Below are 22,850 nucleotides of genomic sequence, written 5' to 3'. Positions count from 1 at the left end.
GGTGGATTCACAAACGAAGTGCAAATTTTGTACGAATACAGAGAGTTGCATGGAGTATGAAGAATGGGAACCCACTATTGTCACCTGAAGCTGGACGAACGGCGCAAGCTCGCAAAGTGGCTGGAAGCCAAAATGCCGGTCTCAGAGATTGCGGATAGATTGTGCCGCGACCCCTCGACGATCTACCGGGACATTAAGCGGAACCGATATACTGACGAAGAAATACCGGAGCTGAACGGCTATCACGCTCTCGTCGCTCAAGACAAATACGAGCAGCGCCGTGCTGTCCATCGCAAGATGATCGCTCATCCTGAACTCAAGGCCGCCATCGAGGATCGGCTGAAGGCTGGCTGGTCGCCAGAGCAGATAGCCGGTCGCATGCGATTGGAACGTCATCCGATCCGCGTGAGCCACGAGACGATCTATCGCTTCGCCTATTCCAAGGACGGTCGCGAGGAGCAGTTTTATCGGCACCTTCCCGAACATCGCCGCCGCCGCAGGCCGCGTGGCTATCGCAAGCATAACCGGACCCACATCTTCGACGTTCAAAGCCTGTCCCACAGGCCTGAGCGCATCTCTGAGCGTGCCGAGTTCGGCCATTGGGAGTGCGACCTGATGATGTTCCGCAAGGAGCATGGAAAGGTGAACGTGACGTCTCTGGTCGAGCGCGTCAGTCGTTTCGCCGTTGTCATGCGCAATGAGGATCGCCAATCCAAACCGATCATGGAGGCGCTGATCCAGGGGCTAGCTCCCCTGCCCGCCGATGCACGCCAGTCGATCACCTTTGATCGCGGCACCGAGTTCTCCGCCTGGCGGCACCTGAAAGCCGGGATAGGTGCAGATGCATGGTTTTGTGACCCACAAGCTCCGTACCAGAAAGGCACAGTCGAGAACACGAACAACAGGCTGCGGAAGTATCTCCCCAGATCCACCGAACCGACGGCGCTGACAAATCGATACTTGAGGTCGATTTGCCACCGCGTCAATTCCACGCCGCGCAAGTGCCTCGGCTACCGAACGCCCGCTGAGGTGTTTCAAAGCGAGCTGATGGAGTTACAGAACCGGCTGGAGTAAAACGACATATCAGGAACTGCACTTCACCGTGAGCTCACAGCCGAACCGCCGCGCAGACGGTCTGCTTCATCAATCCAAGCGAGTGAAGAGACTTTCGGGGGCGTGTCCGGGTCAGGGCCGAGGCGGCGCAATATCCGACCCAAGCAGATCAACGCGGTCTTCGCGGGCCAGTTTTCGGTCGAAGGTCACCAGGGTTCCGCCCTCGGCCTCCGCTGCCAGACGGATCATCTGATCGGAGAACCCGGCCCCGCCCCGCGCGTACCGCGACACCGCCAGCCCGACACGGTCGGCCGCTTCGATGCACAGTTCCGGGGCCTCCAGCAAACCAATCAGCGCCTGTGCAATGACCTCGCGCTGCAACCCGTAGGCCCGTTCCAGCACCCAGACCAGTTCGACCACCACCTCGCGGCAGACAAACCCCTGATGCGCCGCGCTGAGACTTGACATCAACTCTTCTGCCGCGGCCCATTGTGCGGAGTCGTCCCGTGTCAGGAACCGCACCAGAACATTGGTGTCCAGACCGATCACTCGGGTTTCGCCGTGGCCCCGGCGGCGATGGCCGCGTCGATCTGGTCCTGGCTGCGCGCGGGTTGACCCTCGCGATGCAACAGGCCGCTGAGACTGCGCAGCGGGCGCGGCTTCAGGATCCGAACCTCGCCATCGTCCAGCACCAGATAACGGATCCGGTCGCCCGGCTTCAGTCCAAGGGCATCGCGCACCTGCCGCGGCAGGGTCGTCTGGCCCCGCGATGTGACGGTGGATTCCTGCATGATGGCATCCAATTCAAAACTTACACTTGCATTGCATATAGGGATTTTGCATTACATTTGCAAGCTGCACCCGTCATCCCTGCCCCGCCATTGCGGGCTTGCGATCAGCCCAGAACTTCCGCAACGGACTCGGCCAGCTTGCCGGTAATCTCGTCGGCCTCGGCGCGGGTCAGGCAGAACGGCGGCGCGAAACCCAGAATATCGCCTTGCGGCATGGCCCGGCTGATGACGCCCCAGCGCAGCAATGCACCGTTGAGCGCCGCGCCCATGCCCCTGGCCGGATCGAAGAAGCGGCGGTCGTCGCGATCCTCGACGAATTCGACGGCGCACAGCAGCCCCTCGCCCCGGATCTCGCCCACATGCGGGTGATCCCCCAGCGCATCGATCAACCCTTGCTTGAAATACGCCCCCACCGCGCCCGCGTTGGATACAAGATTTAACTCATCCAGCAGCTTCAGGTTGGCGACCCCCGCCGCGGCCCCGATGGGATGCGCCGAATAGGTCCAGCCGTGGCCGATTGGGCCGAAGCGGTCGGTGCCCTCCTCCAGCACCTTCCAGACGTCTTCCGACACGATCGACCCCGACAGCGGCGCATAGGCCGAGGTCAGCCCCTTGGCGATGGTGATGATGTCGGGCCGAATGCCGTAGTGCTCCGATCCAAACATGCTGCCCAGTCGGCCAAAGCCGGTCACCACCTCATCGGCGATCAGCAGGATGTCATGCTTTTGCAGCACCGCCTGAATGGCGGGCCAATAGCCTTCGGGCGGGGGCACCAACCCGCCGGTGCCAAGGGCAGGCTCACCGATGAAGGCGGCGATGGTGTCGGCCCCTTCCCGGTCAATCAGGGCTTCCAGTTCGGCGACGCAATGGGCCACGAACGCGGCCTCGCTTTGCGAGCGGTCTGCGCGGCGGAAGTAATAAGGGGCTTCGGTGTGGATCACCTGCGTCAGCGGCAGGTCGAATTTCTTGTGAAACACCTCCAGCCCGGTGAGCGAGCCGGTCATCAGCCCCGAGCCATGATAGCCGCGCCAGCGCGAGATGATCTTCTTCTTTTCGGGACGGCCCTTCACGTTGTTGTAGTACCAGACCAGCTTGATGTTGGTTTCGTTGGCGTCCGATCCGCTGAGCCCGAAATAGACTTTCGACATGTGATCGGGCGCGCGGTCCAGGATCATCTTTGACAGGGTGATCGAGGCTTCGGTGCCATGGCCCACATAGGCGTGGTAATAGGCCAGTTCGCGCGCCTGCTCGGCAATGGCTTCGGCAATCTCGGCGCGGCCATAGCCGACGTTGACGCAATAGAGCCCGGCAAAGCCATCCAGCAGGCGGTTGCCGTCGCGGTCTTCAATATGGCACCCAGATCCGCCGGTGATGACCCGCTGCGGCAGGTTCCCCCGCGCGAATTCGGCCAGATGGGTCGAGGGATGGAAGAAATTCTCGCGGTCCCACTGTTCCAATTGATCGTTGTGCAGCATCTGAATGATCCTTCGCTTCCCCGCAGGTCCGGCCGTTTCCGGGCCATAGTGCACCGAACCAGCGGCCGGTTTCCAGCCAGAGAAACACCTGTTCTTGCGCAAGAAATCAGAAGAAACCTTCGGCGCGAGTGGCAGCCGGCAGAGGATTTACCCGGCAGCCGGGGGCAGCGGCGCGGGCGCATCCTTGACCGGCTTGGTCACGATATAGCCGAAATAACGCTCGATCCCCGCGCCAGTGTCCAGCAGGCGATCCATCAGCCGCTGGTAGGCATCCACATCCGCCACCACCACCCGCAGGATATAGTCGATCCCGCCGCCCGTGGCCCAACACGCCTGAACCTGCGGCAGATCCTGCACGAGGGTTTCGAAACGGCGGAAATCCTCGGCCTTGTGGCCCGACAGCGTGACCTCGACGATGACCTCGGTCACCGGGGCGATGCGCCGGATCTCGACCATGGCGCGATAGGCGGTGATCAGCCCGCCCTCCTCCAGCTTGCGCAAGCGCTCCCAACAGGGGCTGGGCGACAGGTTCACCTTCGCGGCCAGCGCGGTCTTGGTGATACGGCCGTTGACCTGCAACTCGCGCAGGATGGCCATGTCGAAGGAGTCGAGTTTCACGGGTCGGGTCATGCCGCCTAAGTGTCACGACACGCGCCTTGAGCGCAATCATGGGGAAAAAAGCATCCCCCGCAACGGCCATTTCCGATCTGCCCCGGTTTGGCATGGGGCGATACCCGAGGTTCCCCTGCGGCAGGTCACCACGGCGGGAGCAACTTGACCGGCCCGCCAAACGCCGCAACTCTTTTTCCATGGCCAGACTTCACTTTTTGCAAGGTGGGCGGGCGTTTTAGATTGTTTTTGAAATAGGGGGCTGGGGCAAAATTCATGCGGGATCGAATTGCATTTGGACGTGGTTTTCACCGGCTTGTTGTCTCTGCGCTGTGCCTTGGCGGGGTTGCGCTGTTTGATGGTGCCACACAGAAATCTCTTGCCGAAGGTTTTTCCGCGACCCCACCGCTGGTCCTGGCACAGGCAACGACGGCAGGTCTGAGCCAGGGCGAACGGCAAGTCGCGCAGCTGGGCCTGAATGCCCTGGGCATCGACGTGGGAATTGCCGACGGTGTTTTCGGGCCGTCGACCCGGGCAGGCATCCGTCGGTTTCAGCAGGCCCTGGGCGCGCCGCCAACGGGAGAGCTGACCCGCGCGCAATTCGATCGCCTGCAACAGGTCTATCAGCAGGCAAAGGCGGCCGGAACTGTCGACACCCCCCTGTCGCCGGCGGAACTCAGAGAGTTGCAGGGCGGGCTGAAGCTGCTTGGCTTCTACAACGGCAAGATTGACGGGGTGGCTGGCAAGGGCACCAACCAGGCGGTCACCAGATTCTTGCAGAATTCCGGGCATACGCAAGGTCAGATCCCAATGGCCGAGGTGCTGGAACTTGTCCGGACCCAGGTGGCGGGCAAGGCCAATACCCCCGGCAATACGCAACGGGCGGGCCCCAGCTTTTCCTGCGACCAGGCCGGCACGCCGACAGAACATGCGATTTGCGGCTCGGACGGGCTCGCGCTTCTGGATCGGACCCTGGCCGAGGCCTATCAGTACGGCCTGTCACGCCAGCATTCGACCCGCACGGGCGACTTCCGCGAGGGGCAGCGGGCCTGGCTGGCCAGACGCAACGCTTGCGGGGCGAATAAAACCTGCCTGCGCGACGAGATGATGGCGCGGATCGAAACCCTGGCGCCGGGTCAATACACCCAGATCCTTGTCCTGGCCGACCGTCCCGAATTTCTGTCCGTTGGGGTGGGCGATACGCAACAGACGCCGGGGGCATCCCAGGCAGTTCCCGTCGCGGACAATCCGGAACTTGCCGCATTGGCCGCCGAATACGGAATCCCGACGAAGAACGGGTATCTGATTGCGAAGCATCCCCAGATTCTCCTCTCGCCAGAGCCGCACGTCATCGCACCGGATCAACTGCCCACCGCCGACGGGGCCTGGACACGGCTGGAAACGCTGGCCTGGGTGGCGCGGTACCCGGACAGGTTCCAGGAGGGAACGGCCTTTGTCGGATTGGCGGCCAACTTTCTTGAAGGGGCCGCGTTCGATGCCTTTTTCCCGGATCGGGGCAAGCTGAATCAGGCCCTGGCGCGTGGGGGCACCGTTGAAGACTGGAATGTGTACGGGGTGAACCCCTTTGGCGATGAATTCGCCTATGCCGACAAGAAACAGGAGTTCTTTGACGAGATCTTCCCGCGCATTCTTGCCAAGGCCCCGGACTGGCCGTTGCCGATCATGCATGTGGTTCCGTTCAGACTGGGCGCCTATGACACCACGCGCGGCGCCTTCCCCTTGTCGACGGTGATGCTCGGCAATCAAGCTGCCCTTCATGTTGCCAGCTTCGAGTCCCAGGACCGGGTGGTTTCAACCCCGATCGCCTCGGCAGAGTTGATCACCCCTCTTCCGCAATGGCTTGAAATGCCCCTTGAAGAGGCGCGCTTGTTGCGGGCAGGCATACAGGGTGACCAGAACGTGTATCTGGCTTGGTATGCAGAGTTGGACTGGGGCGCAGATGTCGTGGCCCCGCCAGTGTCTGTCGACAGTTCGGTCCAGACGCCGCGCACCCCAAGGGGCACAGCTGCGCTGAAGCACATCGGAATCTACCGCGACGCGCAGGTCAGTGATCCGATCAAGATCTTCGATGTTGCAACCTTCGGAAAAGCATCGCCGACCACCGCGGAGCCACCGAAAAGCGCGGTGTCCGACACCGGCGAGATCGATGTCGCGAAGATAGACCTCGATACAGGGTATTCAATTCTCCGGCAGGCAGCCGATCTGCTGCCGCCGGATTTTGCCCGGAACCTGGCCCTGCGGACCGTGGAAGCGCGCAGAGCGAATGAGTTGGATCAGGCAGAAATCCTTGCCCGGCTGGAGCAGGAGTTCAACAGCTATCCCACGCAGGAGGTCTGGCTGTCGTCAAGCGTCAACCTTGGTCAATACGATACGCAAACAGGCACGTTCGACCTGACCGGTCAGGTGCCAGCATTCCACGCGGGTTCATCCCGCAACAAATACAGCGTGCAATTTCAGGTCACCATGCTGGAACCCGTTGCCCTGGACAAACTGGCGGTGCCGGTCGAAGTCGCCCGGTATCTGATCGAAAGAAAGGACCGCCGCATCAGTCTTGCCTTGCTGGTCGACATTGACCGTGCGGCCATGATCAATGAAGCCACCATCGGCCTGTTCGTTCGGCCCAAGGCTCTGGCCTATTACTATGACGATCACGACACTCAACAAAGGGTTGGTGTGGGATCGAAGACCATCGAGGCCGGCACCGGTCCGTCACAACCCTTGGCCGAAGATTTTTCAGACGATCAGGTGCCTTTCACCATGGCCACGGCCGGTATCCTATATGCCGCGTCCCAGGACGAAGCGGCGCGCGCGCAATTCCTGGACGACTTGATGCCCCTCATCTGGCTGTCCGAGCGCGACGGCTTTGCAGTACCGGGACAGGGGTTCTTTCCAAAGGGCAGCCCGTTTCCATCCGGCGGGGTCGCAACCGCGTTTTTGCCGGAATTCACCGCCTGGGTCGATGCCAAATCCCGGTCCCTGGCGAACAGCACTTTCCTGATTGCGGCTGATGGGCCCAGATCCGGGTCCGAAGGCTGTCGCTTCGGGCGATCGGTTGAGGCCAACACATCCTATGTGCTGTCACCCCTGGGGGCCGAACTTGGCGCCGGGCAGGTTGCTGTGGACAGGCGAGCGCTTGAAAGCCTGCAAACCCCTGCCTTGATGGATCGCGAAATCCTTTTCTATACCGCCAACTGGCAGACGCCCGGAAAGCTGTGCAGCTTTTCCGACTGGAACCTGTTCGCCGAGATTTCCAAGGCCGGCGCACCAGCCTCGCTCAGTCCGAATGGCCAGTACTTGCGCACGGTCAGAAGCTTTGTCGCAAAGCTCGACATAATCGAATTGCGGCCCGGCAATACCCCGCTTCCCGATGTGGTTTTCCGGTTTGATGCCGAAGAGACGCTTTACCATCAGGCGGGCATCTCTGATGACCGTACCAACCCGGTCCACCGGCTGTCTGCACAGGGACGATCGGCACAAGAGCTGGCCGAAAAGGCGAAGGCAGAAGAAGCCGCGAAGCCCTTTCAGCCCGAGCACAAGGTGTGGAGTGGCAGCTATCAGTGCGCCGGGGTGACCGCCGCGCAGATCACCATGACATTCGACTTCCCGTCGGCGACCCGCGTGACGGCGAATGTTCAATTCAACATCACCGCCCCCAATCCCGAAGCCGGGTCCTTCTCGCTGGACGGCGCGATCGACAAGTCCACCGGGGCCTTTGACTTCACGGGCGGGCGGTGGATCTACAATGCACGGGGCCGACCCGTGCCACAAATGAGCGGGCGCTTTGTCGAAGGCGGCCGCGCGCTCGACCTCACGATGGCTGGCGGCCAATGCTACGGGTTTGATCTTCGGCCCGGAGAGGGAAACGTCACGCAGGCACCGCAGCAAGGCACCCCGCAGCCACAGGTCCAACCCGCGCCAGAGGTGACCGCACCCGCAGACGTGTCGGAACAGGACATTGTCGGCCTGCGCACCGGCATGACGATGGACGAGGCCCAGTCGATCATCCTGCGCGAATTCCGGATCCCCGCCGTCTATGAGGCCAACGCGCCCTCCCCCGGCGATCTGCGGGCGCTGGCATACATGCGCGTGTTCATAAGCGAAAATGCCGACCAGGTGATCGCGCTGTTCTCGCCCAGCCGGTCCGAGCCAATCGTCGCGATCGCCCGCCATGTCAACAAGCGCAACGGCCCGTTCGACTATCAGAACCTGGGCGCGCGACTGGTCGAGAAATACGGTGCCACCAGCCATGTTGCCGACGGTCAGACAGCCATGACCTGGTCGGACGGCCCGACCTGCGCGCCGCTGCAATTGCAGGTTCTGCCCCAGCGGTATTTCAACCCGCTGCAAGGGGTCAGTTCCGGCGGCGCCCTGCCCGGCCAAAGCGATCTGCAATATGCGGTCAGCGACATTGGCGTGCTGTTGCCTCCGGACGCCTCCGATCTGCTGCGCAACGCGGAATGCGGGCGCGTCCTGCAATACGGGACCACATCCTATGCGCCGCGAACCGGGGTCTCGGTGTTCAGCCTGTTTCTGGTCGACCTCGAGGCCGTGCGCCGTATCGATGGCGTTCCGGAAGGTCCACAAGGCTCGGGCGGGGATGAGATCAAGCTCTAGGGTCAGCGCGCCTTCCCTGCCCCGAAATCCTTGCCGGCAATCTGCACGGGAAATGAAAAAAGGCGGCACTCAAGTGAGTGCCGCCTGCAACTCGTTACCGCACAACAGGGTGACTACATCCCGGCAGAGACGGCGAAGCTGGACACATCCGCGCCGCCAAGATCCCAAAGCCGCGTGGCCGCGCCGGTTTCCAGGTCAATCTCGTACAGCCCGGCGGTCGCCTGCCCGTCGATCTGCAGCACCGCATAGGCCATGTCCGTGCCTTCCCGGGGCGAGACGATATCGAAGCCGCCGACAGGCAGCAGGTCGATGGCTTTCCCGTCAACCGTGACCAGACCGACGGTTTCCAGGGTTCCGGCGTTGTTCGCCAGGCTCACAAGCGCATTGGCGCGGGCGTCAAGGGCGTACTGAAACGTCCCGCCGGCCTTCGCACCGCTGATCGCGTTGGTATAGGCGTTGGCGAACACCAGCGGTTCCGCGCCTTCGGAGGCATCGCCCTCGGCATAGAACAGATCGGTAAAGCGGCGTACCGAGTTGGCCTTGTCGTCGCCGAAACTGGTCGGGAAATAGACAAGGTTGTCTCCGGCCGAGGAAACCGCGCGAACGGCGTCGATCTTGTTGTTGAAGTCAAAGGCAACCACGGCATCGCCGGCGATCGCGGTGCCTTCCATGAATGCCGCGCCCTGGTCCATCGTGTCCCCGGACATTGTGTCGATGGTGACGATGCGCCCATCGGCATAGCCCATCAGGTCGCCCGTGACCGGACGCCAGGCAATGGCGCGCACCGGCGCCGACAGGGTGACTGTCCGCATCGTGTCGGGCGAGGCGATGCTGTCCATCACCATCAGGCTGGTGCCATCGGCTGACAGCGCATATCCCGTGGTGCTTGCAGGACCGTCGGCGAAGGCCGGGACAGACAGCAGGGCAAGGGCGGAAGTCAGGGTGATCATGCAGTTCATTTGGTTTCCTTTTCTGTGTCAGGTTCTGTTCGGAAACGGGCGGACGGCCTTTCAAAGCGACGTCCCCCGTGCCCCCTGGATTCGGAACGTCAGGCTGACGCCGTTGAGACAGTGCCGCTTGCCCGTCGGGGCCGGCCCGTCCTCGAAGATGTGGCCAAAGTGCGATCCGCAGCGGCGGCAATGCACCTCGGTGCGGGTTGCGAACAGGGTGTTGTCGGGTTTCGTGCCCACGGCATCGGGTAGGCTCTGCCAGAAGCTCGGCCAGCCCGTCCCGCTGTCGTATTTCTGTGCGGAACCGTAGACGGGAAGATCGCAGCCCCTGCAGTGATAGGTCCCCGCGCGGGTCTCGGTGTCGAGCGGGCTTGAAAACGGTGCCTCGGTCGCCTCTTCACGCAACACAGCGTATTCCAGTTCTGTCAGCATCGCGCGCCATTCGGCCTTGGTCCGGGCAATCTCGAATGGACCTTCCACGGCAGACAGACGTGTGCCTGCAACCGCGAGCAGTCCGGTCAGAAGCGTTCTGCGTTTCATGGGGATACTCCGTGTCTGGGGTGGACGACCCCCTCCGCCGCAGCGGAGGGGAAGGTTGCGGAAGCGTCGGGTTACTTCGGCACCAGCACGGCGTTCACGACGTGGATCACCCCGTTGGATTGATCGACATCCGCCACGGTCACACGGCTTGCGTTGCCGCTTTCGTCGATGATGTAGACGTTGCTGCCCTTCACCTGCGCCGACAGCGCATCGCCCGACACCGCATTGAAGTGATAGAAGCCGTCGTTGCTGGCCCTGGCGGCGGCGATGATGTCGGCCGCGGACCAGTCACCGGCGACCACATGGGCTGTCAGCACCTTTTGCAGCATGGCCTTGTTTTCCGGTTTCAGCAGGGTTTCGACGGTGCCTTCGGGCAGGGCGTCAAAGGCATCATTCACCGGGGCAAAGACCGTGAACGGCCCGTCGCCCTGCAGCGTCTCGACCAGACCCGCCGCCTGGACAGCGGCGACAAGCGTCGTGTGGATCGGAGAGTTGACGGCGTTTTCGACGATGTTGCGGTCTTCCAGCATCGGGGCGCCCCCAACGGTGGGGTTGGCAGCAAGAACAGCGGTGCTCATTGCCAGGGTTGCGGCGGACACTGCGATGGATGCCTTGAATGTCATGGTCTTTCTCCTTCATTGCTTACGCCGTTTTGGTCAGCGATGAAGAAGACACGCAGGTGCCGGACAGAAAGTTTCAGAAAGTTTGAAAAAAAAATCGGATGGCAGTTCGGCACCACGGTCGCGGCCTATGCGTCGGTGATCGGTCCGACAGCCAGAACAGCCCCCGTCGGCGCGCCGGTCGGCGACCCTCCGGGCGGTTCGTCACTGATGGCCAGCGCACCGCCCGCCATCTGCCCGGCCAGCGTCTGAGGCACATCGATGCGCGTGGTCGGGGTCTCGAGCAAGACACCCAGAGAGACCGGCGCCTCCGCCCCTTCGGCAATCAGCCACAATTCAAGCACCCGGCCCGGCAGGGCCGCGCCAGCCTCGCGCGACAGCTCAAGCGTGTTGGTCTCGGCCACAAAGCTGGCCAGCACGACGAGTGATCCGTCCTCGGCAGAGACGCTTGCCACGAACGTCGGGGCCGTTCCGATATCGGGGTCCAGCAGCGGGCCCAGAAGCAGCGCGCCGACCACAAGACTGGCGGCGACCAGCCCGCCCGAAACCCAGGCCCAGAGTTTTCCGCGCCGCGGCTTGGCATCGGGGAAGAGGACAGTCTGCAGCCGCGCCTTCACGGCCGCAGGCGGGGTCACCGGCGCAATGTCATCCGCCAAGGGCGCAAGCTGGCTTTCCCAATCACGGACCAGGTCGCGCAAGTGGGCGTCGTTCGCCATGCGGGCCTCGAACGCGCGCCGTTCCACATCGTCCAGAAGACGCAGCACGTATTCACCCGCCAGGGCGATATCGTCGCTATGATCTTCCTGCGTGCTCATCGGCTCAGACAGTCCTTCAATTTCAACAGGCTGCGCCGCAGCCAGGTTCGCATGGTGTTGAGCGGCACGTCAAAACGCTCCGCCAGTTCCTTGTAGCTGTCGCCGTCCAGATAGGCGCGCCGCACGGCGTCCGACCGGTCTGCCTCCAGCTCGTCCAGGCACCCCATCAGCCGCTTGCGTTCGGACGCGGCAATCGCCGCACCTTCGGGCGTGGGCGATCCATCGGACAGGTCATGGACTGCGTCAATGTCGACGCTGCCCGCCTTGCGGGCCCGCAGCTTGTCGATGGCGGCGTTGCGCGCGAGGGTGATCAGCCACGTCATCGGGCTGTTTCCGTTCACGCTGTAGCGGTCGGCCTTCTGCCAGACCTTCACAAACGCGTCCTGCAACGTGTCTTCGGCTTCAGCCCGATTATTCAACACACGAAGGCAGACACCAAAAAGTTTCGCGGACGTCGCATCATAAAGCGCAGAAAAGGCCGCCCGGTCCCCAAGGCCCACCTGCACGATCATGTCCTCGATGTCGGTGCGTTCGCGCATGCGGTTTGGAAATCCCCGGCAACTACTTTGGGAAACACTGATCCAACGACCCGGAAAACGCCAGCCTTTAAAGGGCGGTGCATTCTGGCCAATCCCAAAGGAGCGTTCGTTGTCACCCCTGTCGAATTCCGCATCGGCGCCGACCGGCTTGGCCCGCGCCCGACCCCGGATTTCCAGGTTCCTCTTGATCTACATACCAACCGGTTGGTATTCTTTCGAGCATGGCAGCCCCCAAGGATCATAAAAAACGTCCGGCGGGGATGGTGAAACTGCTGGATGCCGCTTTGCGGGTGATCCGACAGAAGGGGTATTCGGCAACGACGGTCGATGATCTATGTGCCGCCGCTGGCGTCACGAAGGGCGCATTCTTCCATCACTTCCGCTCGAAGGAAGATCTTGCGATAGCGGCGGCCGGATACTGGGCCGAAACAACGGACGCGTTTTTCGCTGCCGCGCCCTATCACGAACCGGCTGACGCGCTGGACCGGGTGCTTGGCTATGTCGATTTCCGGCGCTCGATCCTGCAAGGAGACGTGCCGGAATTCACCTGTCTTGTCGGAACCATGGTGCAGGAAACCTACGGGTCGCATCCCGCCATCCGCGAGGCCTGCAACGCCAGCATCACCGGCCATGCCACGACGCTGGAGGTCGACATCAAGGCGGCAGCGGCAGAGCATGGCGTCACCCTGCCGATGAGCGCCGAAAGCCTCGCGCTGCACACCCAGGCTGTCATTCAGGGGGCGTTCGTGCTGGCCAAGGCAGGCAACGACGTCACCGTCGCCGCCGACAGTCTGGACCACCTGCGCCGCTATATCGAACTGCTGTTTCAGAAATGAGGGAACCCCGATGACCAAGATGATTTTCGTCAACCTGCCGGTGGCCGACCTTGCCGTCTCGACCCGTTTCTACGAGGCGATTGGATGCCAGAAGAACGGGCAATTCAGCAACGACAAGGCCGCCTGCATGGTCTGGTCCGAGTCGATCACCTTCATGCTATTGACGCATGGGTTCTTCTCGACCTTCACGCCGAAACAGATCGCCGACGCGGGCAAGACCTGTGAAGTGCTGATCTGCTTGTCGCGGGACAGCCGCGACGAGGTGGATGCCATCACCGATGCCGCCGCAGCGGCGGGCGGCACGGCGGATATCCGGCCCCCTACAGACATGGGCTTCATGTACGGACGTTCGTTCGAAGACCCGGACGGCCACGTATTCGAACCGATGTGGATGGACGTGACCCAGATGCCGCAGGGCGCGTGACGCCAGCGATAGTGCCGATGGGCAAACTCGACATCGCGATGCCGGGGTCGGCGTTTCGGGGCTCAAAACCACGCCCCAAACCAAGGAGAACACCGATGAGCTATGTTCAAGGATTTCTGCTGGCCTGTCCCAGCGACAAGAAAGAGGCCTATCGCGAGTTGGCCGAAAAGTCGGCCCCGATCTTCCGCGACTACGGCGCGACCAGAATCATGGAGTGCTGGGGCGAGTCCGTTCCGGACGGCGAGGTGACGGATTTCAAGCGCGCGGTGAAGGCAAAGGATGACGAAACCGTCGTGTTCTCGTGGATTGAATGGCCCGACAAGGCCACCTGCGAAGCGGCCGCCCGGAAGATGGAAAGCGACGCGCGTTGGTCCGACATGCCCGAGATGTGCTTCGACGGACAGCGGATGATGTGGGCCGGGTTCGAGCCGGTGTTCGAATCGGCGGGCTAGGCACCCCCCCCCTGTGCGCCGCTGCCGGGATTGGTCTGACCCGGCCATCAGCCGGGTTCTTCCTGAAAAGGGCCGGTTGAACCTTTCGGAAACTGATGAAAGTTTGCGCGCATCTCACCCGGAGGCGCGGATTTGCAGATTCTGAAGTCACTTGGCCCTGCTGTCGCGCGGGTGTCGGCCTTCGAGGCCATGCGGGCCGGCCTGGGGGCGCTGATCGGCCTTGGGTTGACCGGGCTGTTCCTGCTGTCGCCCCAGATTGACACCGAACTGGGCCTGTACCTTGTGGCGCCCTTCGGCGCGTCTTCGGTGCTGCTGTTCGCGGTACCCAACAGCCCTCTGGCGCAGCCCTGGTCCGCCATCGTCGGCAATACGGTCGCGGCCATCGTCGGCGTGGCTGTCTGCCTGTCGGTGCCGGACCCGGCCCTGCGGATCGCATTGGCCGTGGGTCTTGCGATCACGGCCACCATCCTGTGCCGGGCCGTACATCCGCCCGCCGGGGCCGTTGCAATGACAGCGGCCATGTCCCCAGAGGCCATTGCCCAACAGGGGTTCTGGTTCGCGCTGGTGCCCATCGCTGTGGGAACTATTGCCCTGGTGGTGATGGCGGCGATCTATGCACGGCTGACGGGCCGCCGTTACCCCTTTCGGCAGTTCGACGATCAAAGCAAGTTTGGAACCGATGACCGCAACCCGACCGAGCGCCTGGGCCTGTCGGAGGAAGAACTGACGGCCATCCTGGAACGCTACAGCCAGTCCTTCAACCTCGGTGTCGAGGATCTGGCCCGGCTGATCGGCGCGGCGGAACTGCAGGCGGCCACGCATTCCTCGGGCCGCCTGACCGCGCAGGACATCATGTCTCGCAACCTGGTCACGGTCGGCCCGGACACGGCCCTGGGCGAGATCGCGGACCTGTTCCGACAGCATCGTTTCACCTCGATCCCGGTGGTCGAAAACAACCAGACCTTCCTGGGCGTCATCTTTCAGATGCACCTCATCACACAGGCCCGCACCGATGCCCTGCGCCTACACCGAGGTTATGGCGCCGCGCTGCGCCGATTGCTGGATCGCGACCGGGACAAGCCGGTGTTGGCAGGTGACATCATGAGCGTGGCGGGCCCGCGCGCGTCCACCAACACGCCGATCGGCGCGCTTCTGCCAATGATGGCGGATGGCGATACCGATGCGGTCCCGGTCATCGAAGACGGCAACATCGTCGGCATCGTGACGCGCACCGACCTGGTGGCCGCGCTGGCCCGGCGGGCCGCACGCAGCCCCCATTGATCATTCAAGGTCCGGAAGCAGGACCGTCAGGAAGCCAAGGCACAACAGCAGGGATAGGAAGCCAAAGACCTGTTGTATGCCGATCTGGTCCGCCAGCGCGCCAAGCGCCGCCGCGCCAAGCGCCCCGACCCCGAACGCAAAGCCAAAGACGAAGCCCGCGACCATCCCGACTTTCTGTGGCATCAACTCTTGCGCAAAGACCACGATGGCCGAGAATGCCGACGACAGCACCAGCCCCACGACGACGCTCAGGCCGACCGCAGCCCACAGTGGCGTGAACGGCAACACGATCGCAAAGGGGAGCGCGCCGACAATCGAGCCCCAGATCACCTTCTTGCGGCCGATGCGATCCCCGACAGGCCCGCCGAAAAAAGTGCCAAACGCGACAGCCGCCAGGAAAACGAACAGGAATCCCTGCGCCTGCGGCACCTCCAGTCCGAATTTTTCGATCAGGAAAAAGGTGTAGTAGCTTTTGAAGGTCTCGATATAGACGAACTTGCTCAGCAGCAGCGCCCCCAGGACCGCGAACGCGATGACAAGACGCTTGCGCGGCAAGCCAGGGCCGACCGCCGGAGGGGCCCCGGCAGCCTGCATCAGGCGCTGATGCTCGGTGAACCAACGGGCGACCCACAGCAGGATCACGACCGCGCAGACCGCGAGCAGCCCGAACCAGGCCGTGGTGGCCTGCCCCAGAGGCAGCACGATCAGCGCCGCCGCCAGCGGTCCAAGCGCCGTGCCGGTGTTGCCACCGACCTGGAAGCTGGATTGCGCAAATCCCAGCTTGCCGCCCGAAGCCATGCGGCACACCCGCGAAGCCTCGGGGTGAAACAGCGCCGAGCCAAGCCCCAGAACGGCGGCCGCGCCAAGCAAGGCGGCAAACGATCCGGCCGTTGCCAGCAGAACGATCCCGATGGCCACGACTCCCATGGACACGGCCAGGGAATAGGGCTTGGGCCGCAGGTCGCCATACAGCCCAAGGACGGGTTGCAGGATGCAGGCGGTGATCTGCTGAGCCAGCGTCAGCAGGCCCAGTTGGAAGTAGCTCAGCGCGTATTGCGATTTCAGCACCGGGTAGAGCGCGGGCAGAAGAAACTGGATCAGGTCGTTGATCAGATGCGTGCCGCTCACCGCGAGGATGACGGAATAGGATGTCGGCAGGACCGCCGTGCGTTGTGTAATCATGGTTGGCCTCGACGTGAGTCGGTACCGCCTTGTACCGGAAATGAACAGCAACCGTCAGAATACAGGTTTTTCCCGCGGTTTCGCGCCAGATCGAAACGCTGTATGCTTTAGAAAAACTACAGTCTCTGAATGCTCAAAAGTCGCAGGAACGTGCCCCCGATGAACGCCCTTCGAACTTTCGAAGTGGCGGGCCGTCGTCTTAACTTCCGCGCTGCCTCGGAAGAGCTCGGCGTGTCCCAAGGCGCTGTCGCACAACAGATTCGCTTGCTGGAAGATCACCTTGGCCAGACCCTGTTCACGCGTCTGCCGCGCGGTGTTGCCCTGACATCGCGCGGTGCCGCCTATCACGCCGAGGTCAACCGCGCCTTCGACATTCTGCGAGAGGCAACAGATCTGCTGAACGATGCCGGTGGAAGCCTCACGATCAGTGTAACGCCGACCTTCGCCACCAAGCTCTTGATTCCAAGCCTGCCGTCCCTGAACGCCGTTCTGCCCGGCGTCGAGATCCGCACCATCGCAACCGTGGCCGTGACGGATTTCGACCGTGACCGGGTGGATATCGCCATCCGGGAAGCGCGCCCGCCCTTTCCCGCGTCCCATGAGGCCCAACTGCTGTTCCGCCAGGATCTGATCCTGGTGGGCAGCCCGCATCTGCTGAAGGATCAACCAGAGCAGATGACGCCCGAGACGATCCGTGCGATGCCGCTTCTGCACGACATGTATGGTCACTGGCAAAAGTACTTCGGGACGACAGGTCGGTTGCCCGGTCCGGTTTTCAACCAGATATCCCTGGCGCTTGATGCCGCTTTGGCCGGGCAAGGGCTGGCCATTGTCAGCCGCGCTTTCGTGCAGGGCGACCTGAAGGCGGGCCGATTGATCGAAGTCGGCGCATCCAACCATGAGCCCGATATGAATTACTACCTTGTCAGGAAGCGATCGCGCCAGCCGCGCCGCATGGTGGATGCGGTCTGGTCATGGTGTATCGACACGTTCTCGACCCCTTGAGGCGGGTCTGTTGGGGTGGTGTCATGCGGGCAGCCGAAGCGACGGCGTTGCCCTGTGGCTGTCCGGCACCAGCCGCGACATCCAGCGCGTGTTCGTCACCCACGGTCTGAAGCGCCCGCGGGTGCAGTATTCGGCAACCATCGAAGACGCGCTCACGGCCGTCGTTGACGTGGTCGACGACGGCGCCGTTGTATGATCTCGGCGGATGTTGCAGGCCCCGACGGCGCCTTACAGCGACGCCGCCGCCCGGCTGGCCTGATCGTAATGGCCTGACAACGCGCGCAGATTGCGGGCCAGTTCGCGCAGTTCTTCGCCCGACAGATCGGTCGCCGACAGACCCTCCAGAAGGCACTGGCTGCGCACATCGCGGTAAAGCTTGCACAGCGCCACCCCGTCGGGCGAGGTGCGGTAGAACACTTCCTTGCCGCGCTTTTCCGACTCCAGCAGCCCCGCCTTCAGCAGCTTGCGCAGGGCATAGTTCACCGTGTGGCTGTCCTCGATGTTCAGCAGGAAACAGATATCCGCCAACCGCTTGTCGCGGGCACGATGGTTGACGTTGTGCAGGATCAGGATCTCCAGCGGGCTGAGATCGGGTTGGCCGGCGGCGGCCATGCACCGGGTTGTCCAGCGCGAGAAGGCGTTGAAGACAACGATCAGGCCAAACTCAAGCTCGGACATTTCCCAGCCGTCGCCCTCCGCCAGGTGGCGGGAGGACACGATCCGGCGGCCGGGGGAGGTCTGCTCGTTCATGGGTCTCACCTCATTTCATCTTCATAATATCGGCGTTTTACAAACATTATGCCACCGATCTGTGGCCGTCTCAACCGGCGACCCCCGTGGCCGTGGTGACGGTTTCGCGACCGGGCCCGGCACCGCGCCCCGCCATTCGGCCGGAACCGCGCCCGTGCGCACGCGGATAAAACGTTGACAATTTGTCAGCGTAATATCAATGTGAGAGTCGAACACGACTTTCAGGGAGGAATGACAATGTTCGTATCACGCTATCTGGGCGGTGCAGTGGCCGCACTTGCCGGGCTCGCGGTGCAGGCGCAGGCCGACACCTGGGACATGCCGACGCCGTACCCGGACGCCACCTTTCACACCGTGAACATCCACCAGTTCGCCGAAGACGTGGCCACCGCCACCGATGGCGGGCTTGAGATCAAGGTGCATTCGGCCGGGTCGCTGTTCAAGCATCCCGAGATCAGCAAGGCCGTGCGCAGCGGCCAGGTGCCCGCGGGGGAATTTTTCCTGTCGCTGCTGGCCAATGACAACCCGGCCTTCGGCATCGACTCCATGCCGTTTCTTGCCACCAACTATGACGAGGCGATGCGGCTTTGGGCAGCCCAGAAGGACGTGATCGACGGGCTGCTGGATGACCAGGGCCTGATGGCGCTTTATGCCGTGCCGTGGCCGCCGCAGGGTCTGTATACGACCAAGGAAATCAACTCGGTTGCCGACCTCGCCGGGCTGAAGTTCCGCACCTATAACGCCACGCTGGAAGAATTCGCCAACCTGGCGGGGGCTGCCCCCACCCAGGTCGAAGTGCCGGACATTCCGCAGGCCTTCTCGACCGGCCGGGTCGAGGCGATGATCACCTCGCCGTCGACCGGGGTGAACTCGAAAGCCTGGGACTTCCTGACCCACTACACCGACATACAGGCCTGGATCCCCAAGAACATCGTCGTGGTCAACAAGCGCGCCTTCCGTCGTCTGGATGACGCCACGCAGGCCGCCGTTCTGGAAGCCGCCGCCGCCGCCGAACAGCGCGGCTGGGAGATGAGCATGGCCGAAACCGCCGCGCAAACCGCCGTTCTGGCCGAAAACGGCATCACGGTGGTAGCGCCTTCGGACGAGCTGATGACCGGCCTGCGCGACATCGGAGCACAGATGCTGGACAACTGGACCGCCGAGGCCGGCGACTCCGGCGCGGCCCTGCTGTCGGCCTACCAGCAGTAATCCAGACCAATGGTCGGGCGCACACCCGCGCCCGACCCGCCAGTCTTGCCTTGGGGGGACAGACATGCGGCCCATTCTTGATTTCACCTATCGTGCGGCCGGGGGCCTTGCGGCAGCCTTCATCCTTGCCATCGTCGTGCTGGTCTTTGCCCAGGTCAGCCTGAACCTGGCCGACAAGATCGCTGCCGCGCTGTTCGGGCAGGGCATCGGTCTGACGATCCCGTCCTACGCCGATTTCACCGGCTTCTTCCTGGCCGCCGCAACCTTCCTTGCTTTGGCGTATTCGCTGCGGGAGGGCGGACATATCCGCGTGACCCTGCTGGTCGGACGCCTGCCGGACCGCGCCCGCCGCGCGGTCGAAACCCTGGTGGTGGCAATCGCCCTGGGGATGAGCGCCTTCGCAACCTGGTACGTGATCCTTCTGGTCTATGAATCCATCGAATTCGGCGATCGCAGTTCGGGCATGGTGTCGGTGCCCCTGTGGCTGCCGCAGCTTCCCGTGGCGCTGGGGCTGGCCATTCTCACCATTGCCTTGGCGGACGAATTGTTCGGCCTGCTGCGGGGCCGTCCCGCAACCTGGGAAGACAAGGGCGAAAGCCTGTTGAAGGAATAGGATCCAGCCCATGTCAATCGCCACACTCTCCATCCTCCTGCTGGTCCTGCTGTTCGCCTTTCTGGGCGCGGGCCTTTGGGTGGCCTTTTCGCTGCTGGGTGTCGGAATGGCCGCCATGGCGCTGTTCACCGACGCGCCGCTGGGCCTTGTCATGGCCACCACCATGTGGGGGCACAGCAATTCCTGGGCGCTGGCCGCCCTGCCCCTGTTCATCTGGATGGGCGAGATCCTGTTCCGATCCCGCCTGTCCGAGGACATGTTCACCGGCCTGTCGCCGTGGATGAACCGCCTGCCGGGCCAGTTGCTGCACGTCAACGTCTTTGCCTGCGGGATCTTCGCGGCGGTCTCTGGCTCCTCCGCCGCCACCGCCGCCACCATCGGCAAGCTGTCGATCCCGGAACTGTCGCGGCGCGGTTACCCTGAACGGCTGGTCATCGGCACGCTGGCGGGCTCTGCCACGCTAGGGCTGCTGATCCCGCCGTCGATCATCCTGATCGTCTATGGCGTCGCCACCGAACAATCCATCGCGCGGCTGTTCATCGCCGGCGTCCTGCCCGGTGTCCTGCTGGTGTCGCTGTTCGTCGGCTACGTGGTGATCTGGGCGCTGCTCAATAGCGACAGCCTGCCGATGGAAGACATCGGCACCAACTTCCGCGAAAAGATCCGCCGCACCCGCCGCCTGATCCCCGTGGTGCTGCTGATCGGCGGCGTCATCGGCTCGATCTACGCCGGCATCGCCTCGCCCACCGACGCCGCTGCGGTCGGCGTGGTGCTGGCACTGGTGCTGTCGTGGAGTTCCGGCACCCTGACCCGCGACAGCTTCTTCGGCGGGCTGATGGGAGCGACGGTCACCTCCTGCATGATCGCCTTCATCCTGGCGGGCGCGTCCTTCCTGACCGTCGCCATGGGCTTTACCGGCATTCCCCGCATCCTGGCCGAATGGATCGGCTCGCTCGGGCTGTCGACCTTCACGCTTCTGGCGGCCCTGACCGTGTTCTTCGTCATCATGGGCTGCTTTCTGGACGGAATTTCGGTGGTGGTCCTGACCGCCTCGGTCATCATGCCGATGGTGCTGCAGGCCGGGATCGATCCGCTTTGGTTCGGTATCTTCCTTGTGATTGTCGTCGAGATGTCCCAGATCACACCGCCGGTGGGCTTCAACCTGTTCGTGCTGCAATCGCTGACCGGGCGCGACATCCTTACGGTCGCCCGCGCCGCGCTGCCGTTCTTCTTCCTGATGATCCTGGCGCTTGCCATCATCTCCGTCTTCCCCGGCATCGTGACCTACCTGCCGGAGCAGATGTGACCGACCCGCAGCCCCCCCTTTCCCGCCGCGCGCCCGAGGTGCGCACCATCGGCATCGCCGGGATGCTGGTCAGCTTCGGTGACCGGCTGAGCGAACCGGCCAACCGCGCGGCGCTGGCCTTTCGCGCGGCGGTCGAGGCCGAAGGCTGGGACGGGGTCGAGGAAACCTCCTCTTCGCTGGTGTCGGCCTTTGTGCGGTTCGATCCGTTGCACCTGTCCCACGCCCGCCTGCGCCAGCAGCTTGAGGCATTGCTGCGCCGCGAGGACTGGTACGCCGCTGACCTGCCCACGGGCCGCCGGTTCTGGCGCATTCCCACGGTGTTCGGCACCGATCTTGCGCCGCAACTGGGCCAGGCAGCACAGGCCGCGGGGCTGAGCGAGGCCGAGGCCATCACCTCGCTGACGCAAGCCCGGGTGCGGGTTCAGACCATCGGGTTCGCCGCAGGCCAGCCCTATCTTGGCGAATTGCCAAAGGCCTGGGACATTCCGCGCCAGACCACCTTGACAAAGCGCATTCCCGTGGGCGCGCTGGCGGTGGCGATCCGTCAACTGGTGCTGTTCTCGGTCGCGACGCCGACCGGCTGGCAGCACGTGGGACAAACCGCGATCCGGCTGTTTCAGCCCGAAGTCCCGGACCCCTTCCTGCTGCGCCCCGGTGACGAGGTGCAATTCGTGTCCACCGACGCCGAAGCCCTGGCCACCATGCGAAACGACCCGCACGGCGGCGCGAAATGCGAGGCTATCACATGACCGCCCTGCTGAAAATCCTGCGCACCGGTCCCGGCCTGACGCTGCAGGACCGGGGGCGCAGCGGCTATCTGGATGTCGGCCTGTCGCGCGGCGGCGCGGTGGATCGGCTGGCGCTGGACGAAGGCGCGGCCCTGCTGGGGCAATCGCCCGACTGCGCGGTCATCGAGATGGCCGGCATGGGGGGCGACTTCGAGGCCAGCGCGGATATGCGCATCGCCCTGACCGGTGCGCCGATGCGGGCCACGCGGGACGGCGCGAAACTGGCCTGGCATGCCTCGCATCTTCTGCAGGCCGGGGAACGGCTGTCGATCGGTCCGGTGCAAGCGGGCTGCTACGGCTACCTGCATGTCGGCGGTGGCATTGACGCGCCGGTCTGTCTGGGCGCGCGCGCGGCGCATCTGTCGGCCGGGATCGGCGCGGCGCTGTCGGCGGGCGATGTCCTGGCCATCGGCAAGGACAAGGGCACCGAAACCGGCCTGCTGCTGGACCCCGACAACCGCTTTGACGGCGGGGTGGTGCGCGTGGTCGCCAGCTTCCAGACCCATCTGTTTGCGCAAGCCGAACGCGACCGGTTCCAATCGGCGCCGATGCGCCGCGATGCCCGCGCCAACCGCATGGGTGTCGGGCTGGATCCCGAAGGTGGCGGGTTTCACGTCGAAGGCGGGCGCAACGTGGTCTCCGAAGTCATCGTACCCGGCGACATCCAGATCACCGGCGACGGCACCCCCTTCGTGCTGATGGCCGATTGCCAGACCACCGGCGGCTATCCACGGATCGCCACGGTCCTGCCCTGCGATCTGCCCAAGGTGGCGCAAGCCCCGGTCGGCGCCGCGCTGCGATTCCAGTTCGTCGATCTTGAAAAAGCCGTGGCGCTGGAACGTGCCGATGCGCAACGGCGGGCGGCACTGTCCCGCAGCCGCCACCCGTTGATCCGCGACCCGCACCGGATGACCGATCTGCTATCCTATCAACTGATCAGCGGTGTCGTCGCCGGCGATGAAGACGACCCCTAGGGA

General features: G+C 63.5%; 24 protein-coding genes. 13 read left to right on the top strand and 11 right to left on the bottom strand.

Annotated elements, in window-relative coordinates:
• Positions 1 to 63: 63 nt before the first annotated feature.
• Positions 64 to 1,074 (top strand): IS30 family transposase, encoded by a 1,011-nt coding sequence (locus ACP15K_RS13660; protein WP_424990000.1) that lies wholly within the window; start codon positions 64 to 66, stop codon positions 1,072 to 1,074.
• A gap of 111 nt (positions 1,075 to 1,185) precedes the next feature.
• Here the strand turns inward: ACP15K_RS13660 and ACP15K_RS13655 are convergent, their stop codons facing one another.
• From ACP15K_RS13655 to ACP15K_RS13640, 4 genes are all read right to left on the bottom strand, one after another.
• A complete protein-coding gene (locus ACP15K_RS13655; RefSeq protein ID WP_193141285.1) occupies positions 1,186 to 1,602 on the bottom strand; it encodes a PIN domain-containing protein in 417 nt (138 codons plus the stop codon).
• A complete protein-coding gene (locus ACP15K_RS13650; RefSeq protein ID WP_193141286.1) occupies positions 1,599 to 1,844 on the bottom strand; it encodes an AbrB/MazE/SpoVT family DNA-binding domain-containing protein in 246 nt (81 codons plus the stop codon). The genes ACP15K_RS13655 and ACP15K_RS13650 overlap by 4 nt, the downstream gene beginning before the upstream one ends.
• Positions 1,845 to 1,948: 104 nt before the next feature.
• Positions 1,949 to 3,319: an aspartate aminotransferase family protein gene (locus tag ACP15K_RS13645; protein WP_193141287.1), complete on the bottom strand. Its 1,371-nt coding sequence runs from the start codon at positions 3,317 to 3,319 to the stop codon at positions 1,949 to 1,951.
• A gap of 147 nt (positions 3,320 to 3,466) precedes the next feature.
• Positions 3,467 to 3,937 carry an Lrp/AsnC family transcriptional regulator gene (locus ACP15K_RS13640; RefSeq protein ID WP_193141288.1) on the bottom strand — a complete coding sequence of 157 codons (471 nt, stop codon included), beginning with the start codon at positions 3,935 to 3,937 and terminating at the stop codon, positions 3,467 to 3,469.
• A gap of 267 nt (positions 3,938 to 4,204) precedes the next feature.
• Between ACP15K_RS13640 and ACP15K_RS13635 the strand changes: the two genes are divergently transcribed.
• On the top strand, positions 4,205 to 8,563 hold the full coding sequence (locus ACP15K_RS13635; protein ID WP_424990769.1) for a peptidoglycan-binding protein: 4,359 nt from the start codon (positions 4,205 to 4,207) through the stop codon (positions 8,561 to 8,563).
• A gap of 113 nt (positions 8,564 to 8,676) precedes the next feature.
• Here ACP15K_RS13635 and ACP15K_RS13630 read toward each other — a convergent pair whose 3' ends face one another.
• The 5 genes from ACP15K_RS13630 to ACP15K_RS13610 form a co-directional block, all read right to left on the bottom strand.
• Positions 8,677 to 9,513 carry a DUF4394 domain-containing protein gene (locus tag ACP15K_RS13630; RefSeq protein WP_193141543.1) on the bottom strand — a complete coding sequence of 279 codons (837 nt, stop codon included), beginning with the start codon at positions 9,511 to 9,513 and terminating at the stop codon, positions 8,677 to 8,679.
• 60 nt (positions 9,514 to 9,573) lie between these two features.
• Entirely contained in the window at positions 9,574 to 10,053 is a 480-nt protein-coding gene (msrB, locus tag ACP15K_RS13625) for a peptide-methionine (R)-S-oxide reductase MsrB (RefSeq protein ID WP_424990768.1), read from the bottom strand.
• A 71-nt stretch (positions 10,054 to 10,124) separates the two neighbouring features.
• Positions 10,125 to 10,676 (bottom strand): fasciclin domain-containing protein, encoded by a 552-nt coding sequence (locus ACP15K_RS13620; protein WP_193141291.1) that lies wholly within the window; start codon positions 10,674 to 10,676, stop codon positions 10,125 to 10,127.
• Positions 10,677 to 10,801: 125 nt separating this feature from the next.
• Entirely contained in the window at positions 10,802 to 11,488 is a 687-nt protein-coding gene (locus tag ACP15K_RS13615) for an anti-sigma factor (RefSeq protein ID WP_424990767.1), read from the bottom strand.
• Positions 11,485 to 12,027: a sigma-70 family RNA polymerase sigma factor gene (locus ACP15K_RS13610; RefSeq protein WP_193141293.1), complete on the bottom strand. Its 543-nt coding sequence runs from the start codon at positions 12,025 to 12,027 to the stop codon at positions 11,485 to 11,487. The genes ACP15K_RS13615 and ACP15K_RS13610 overlap by 4 nt, the downstream gene beginning before the upstream one ends.
• 221 nt (positions 12,028 to 12,248) lie before the next feature.
• On the opposite strand from ACP15K_RS13610, the gene ACP15K_RS13605 reads away from it, so the two are divergent.
• The 4 genes from ACP15K_RS13605 to ACP15K_RS13590 all read left to right on the top strand — a co-directional run bounded on the left by ACP15K_RS13605 (position 12,249) and on the right by ACP15K_RS13590 (position 15,020).
• Positions 12,249 to 12,863, top strand: coding sequence for a TetR/AcrR family transcriptional regulator (locus ACP15K_RS13605; RefSeq protein ID WP_193141294.1), 615 nt, complete (start codon positions 12,249 to 12,251; stop codon positions 12,861 to 12,863).
• A 10-nt stretch (positions 12,864 to 12,873) separates the two neighbouring features.
• Positions 12,874 to 13,287 carry a VOC family protein gene (locus tag ACP15K_RS13600; RefSeq protein ID WP_193141295.1) on the top strand — a complete coding sequence of 138 codons (414 nt, stop codon included), beginning with the start codon at positions 12,874 to 12,876 and terminating at the stop codon, positions 13,285 to 13,287.
• A gap of 95 nt (positions 13,288 to 13,382) precedes the next feature.
• Positions 13,383 to 13,739 carry a DUF1428 domain-containing protein gene (locus ACP15K_RS13595; RefSeq protein ID WP_424990766.1) on the top strand — a complete coding sequence of 119 codons (357 nt, stop codon included), beginning with the start codon at positions 13,383 to 13,385 and terminating at the stop codon, positions 13,737 to 13,739.
• A gap of 132 nt (positions 13,740 to 13,871) precedes the next feature.
• Positions 13,872 to 15,020 carry an HPP family protein gene (locus ACP15K_RS13590; protein WP_424990765.1) on the top strand — a complete coding sequence of 383 codons (1,149 nt, stop codon included), beginning with the start codon at positions 13,872 to 13,874 and terminating at the stop codon, positions 15,018 to 15,020.
• Here ACP15K_RS13590 and ACP15K_RS13585 read toward each other — a convergent pair whose 3' ends face one another.
• Positions 15,021 to 16,202 carry an MFS transporter gene (locus tag ACP15K_RS13585; RefSeq protein WP_193141296.1) on the bottom strand — a complete coding sequence of 394 codons (1,182 nt, stop codon included), beginning with the start codon at positions 16,200 to 16,202 and terminating at the stop codon, positions 15,021 to 15,023.
• Positions 16,203 to 16,361: 159 nt separating this feature from the next.
• Here ACP15K_RS13585 and ACP15K_RS13580 point away from each other — a divergent pair, with 159 nt between their 5' ends.
• On the top strand, positions 16,362 to 17,207 hold the full coding sequence (locus ACP15K_RS13580; protein WP_226925808.1) for a LysR substrate-binding domain-containing protein: 846 nt from the start codon (positions 16,362 to 16,364) through the stop codon (positions 17,205 to 17,207).
• Positions 17,208 to 17,217: 10 nt separating this feature from the next.
• Positions 17,218 to 17,403: a hypothetical protein gene (locus ACP15K_RS13575; RefSeq protein WP_424990764.1), complete on the top strand. Its 186-nt coding sequence runs from the start codon at positions 17,218 to 17,220 to the stop codon at positions 17,401 to 17,403.
• A 32-nt stretch (positions 17,404 to 17,435) separates the two neighbouring features.
• Here ACP15K_RS13575 and ACP15K_RS13570 read toward each other — a convergent pair whose 3' ends face one another.
• Positions 17,436 to 17,957 (bottom strand): winged helix DNA-binding protein, encoded by a 522-nt coding sequence (locus ACP15K_RS13570; protein ID WP_424990763.1) that lies wholly within the window; start codon positions 17,955 to 17,957, stop codon positions 17,436 to 17,438.
• A 237-nt stretch (positions 17,958 to 18,194) separates the two neighbouring features.
• Between ACP15K_RS13570 and ACP15K_RS13565 the strand changes: the two genes are divergently transcribed.
• The 5 genes from ACP15K_RS13565 to ACP15K_RS13545 all read left to right on the top strand — a co-directional run bounded on the left by ACP15K_RS13565 (position 18,195) and on the right by ACP15K_RS13545 (position 22,847).
• A complete protein-coding gene (locus ACP15K_RS13565) occupies positions 18,195 to 19,166 on the top strand; it encodes a TRAP transporter substrate-binding protein (RefSeq protein WP_424990762.1) in 972 nt (323 codons plus the stop codon).
• Between the two features lie 64 nt (positions 19,167 to 19,230).
• Positions 19,231 to 19,779: a TRAP transporter small permease gene (locus ACP15K_RS13560; RefSeq protein WP_424990761.1), complete on the top strand. Its 549-nt coding sequence runs from the start codon at positions 19,231 to 19,233 to the stop codon at positions 19,777 to 19,779.
• A 10-nt stretch (positions 19,780 to 19,789) separates the two neighbouring features.
• The gene (locus ACP15K_RS13555) at positions 19,790 to 21,085 is read left to right on the top strand and encodes a TRAP transporter large permease (protein ID WP_424990760.1); all 1,296 of its coding nucleotides are present in this window, start codon (positions 19,790 to 19,792) and stop codon (positions 21,083 to 21,085) included.
• On the top strand, positions 21,082 to 21,834 hold the full coding sequence (locus ACP15K_RS13550) for a 5-oxoprolinase subunit B family protein (RefSeq protein ID WP_424990759.1): 753 nt from the start codon (positions 21,082 to 21,084) through the stop codon (positions 21,832 to 21,834). Before ACP15K_RS13555 ends, ACP15K_RS13550 begins: the two co-directional genes overlap by 4 nt.
• A complete protein-coding gene (locus tag ACP15K_RS13545) occupies positions 21,831 to 22,847 on the top strand; it encodes a biotin-dependent carboxyltransferase family protein (protein WP_424990770.1) in 1,017 nt (338 codons plus the stop codon). Before ACP15K_RS13550 ends, ACP15K_RS13545 begins: the two co-directional genes overlap by 4 nt.
• Positions 22,848 to 22,850 lie beyond the last annotated feature (3 nt).

It is taken from the genome of Fluviibacterium sp. S390, from assembly GCF_049800695.1.
GTDB lineage: Bacteria > Pseudomonadota > Alphaproteobacteria > Rhodobacterales > Rhodobacteraceae > Meridianimarinicoccus.
Note: the sequence above shows the minus strand (reverse complement) of the source record. Positions and strands in the feature narration are given on the sequence as shown.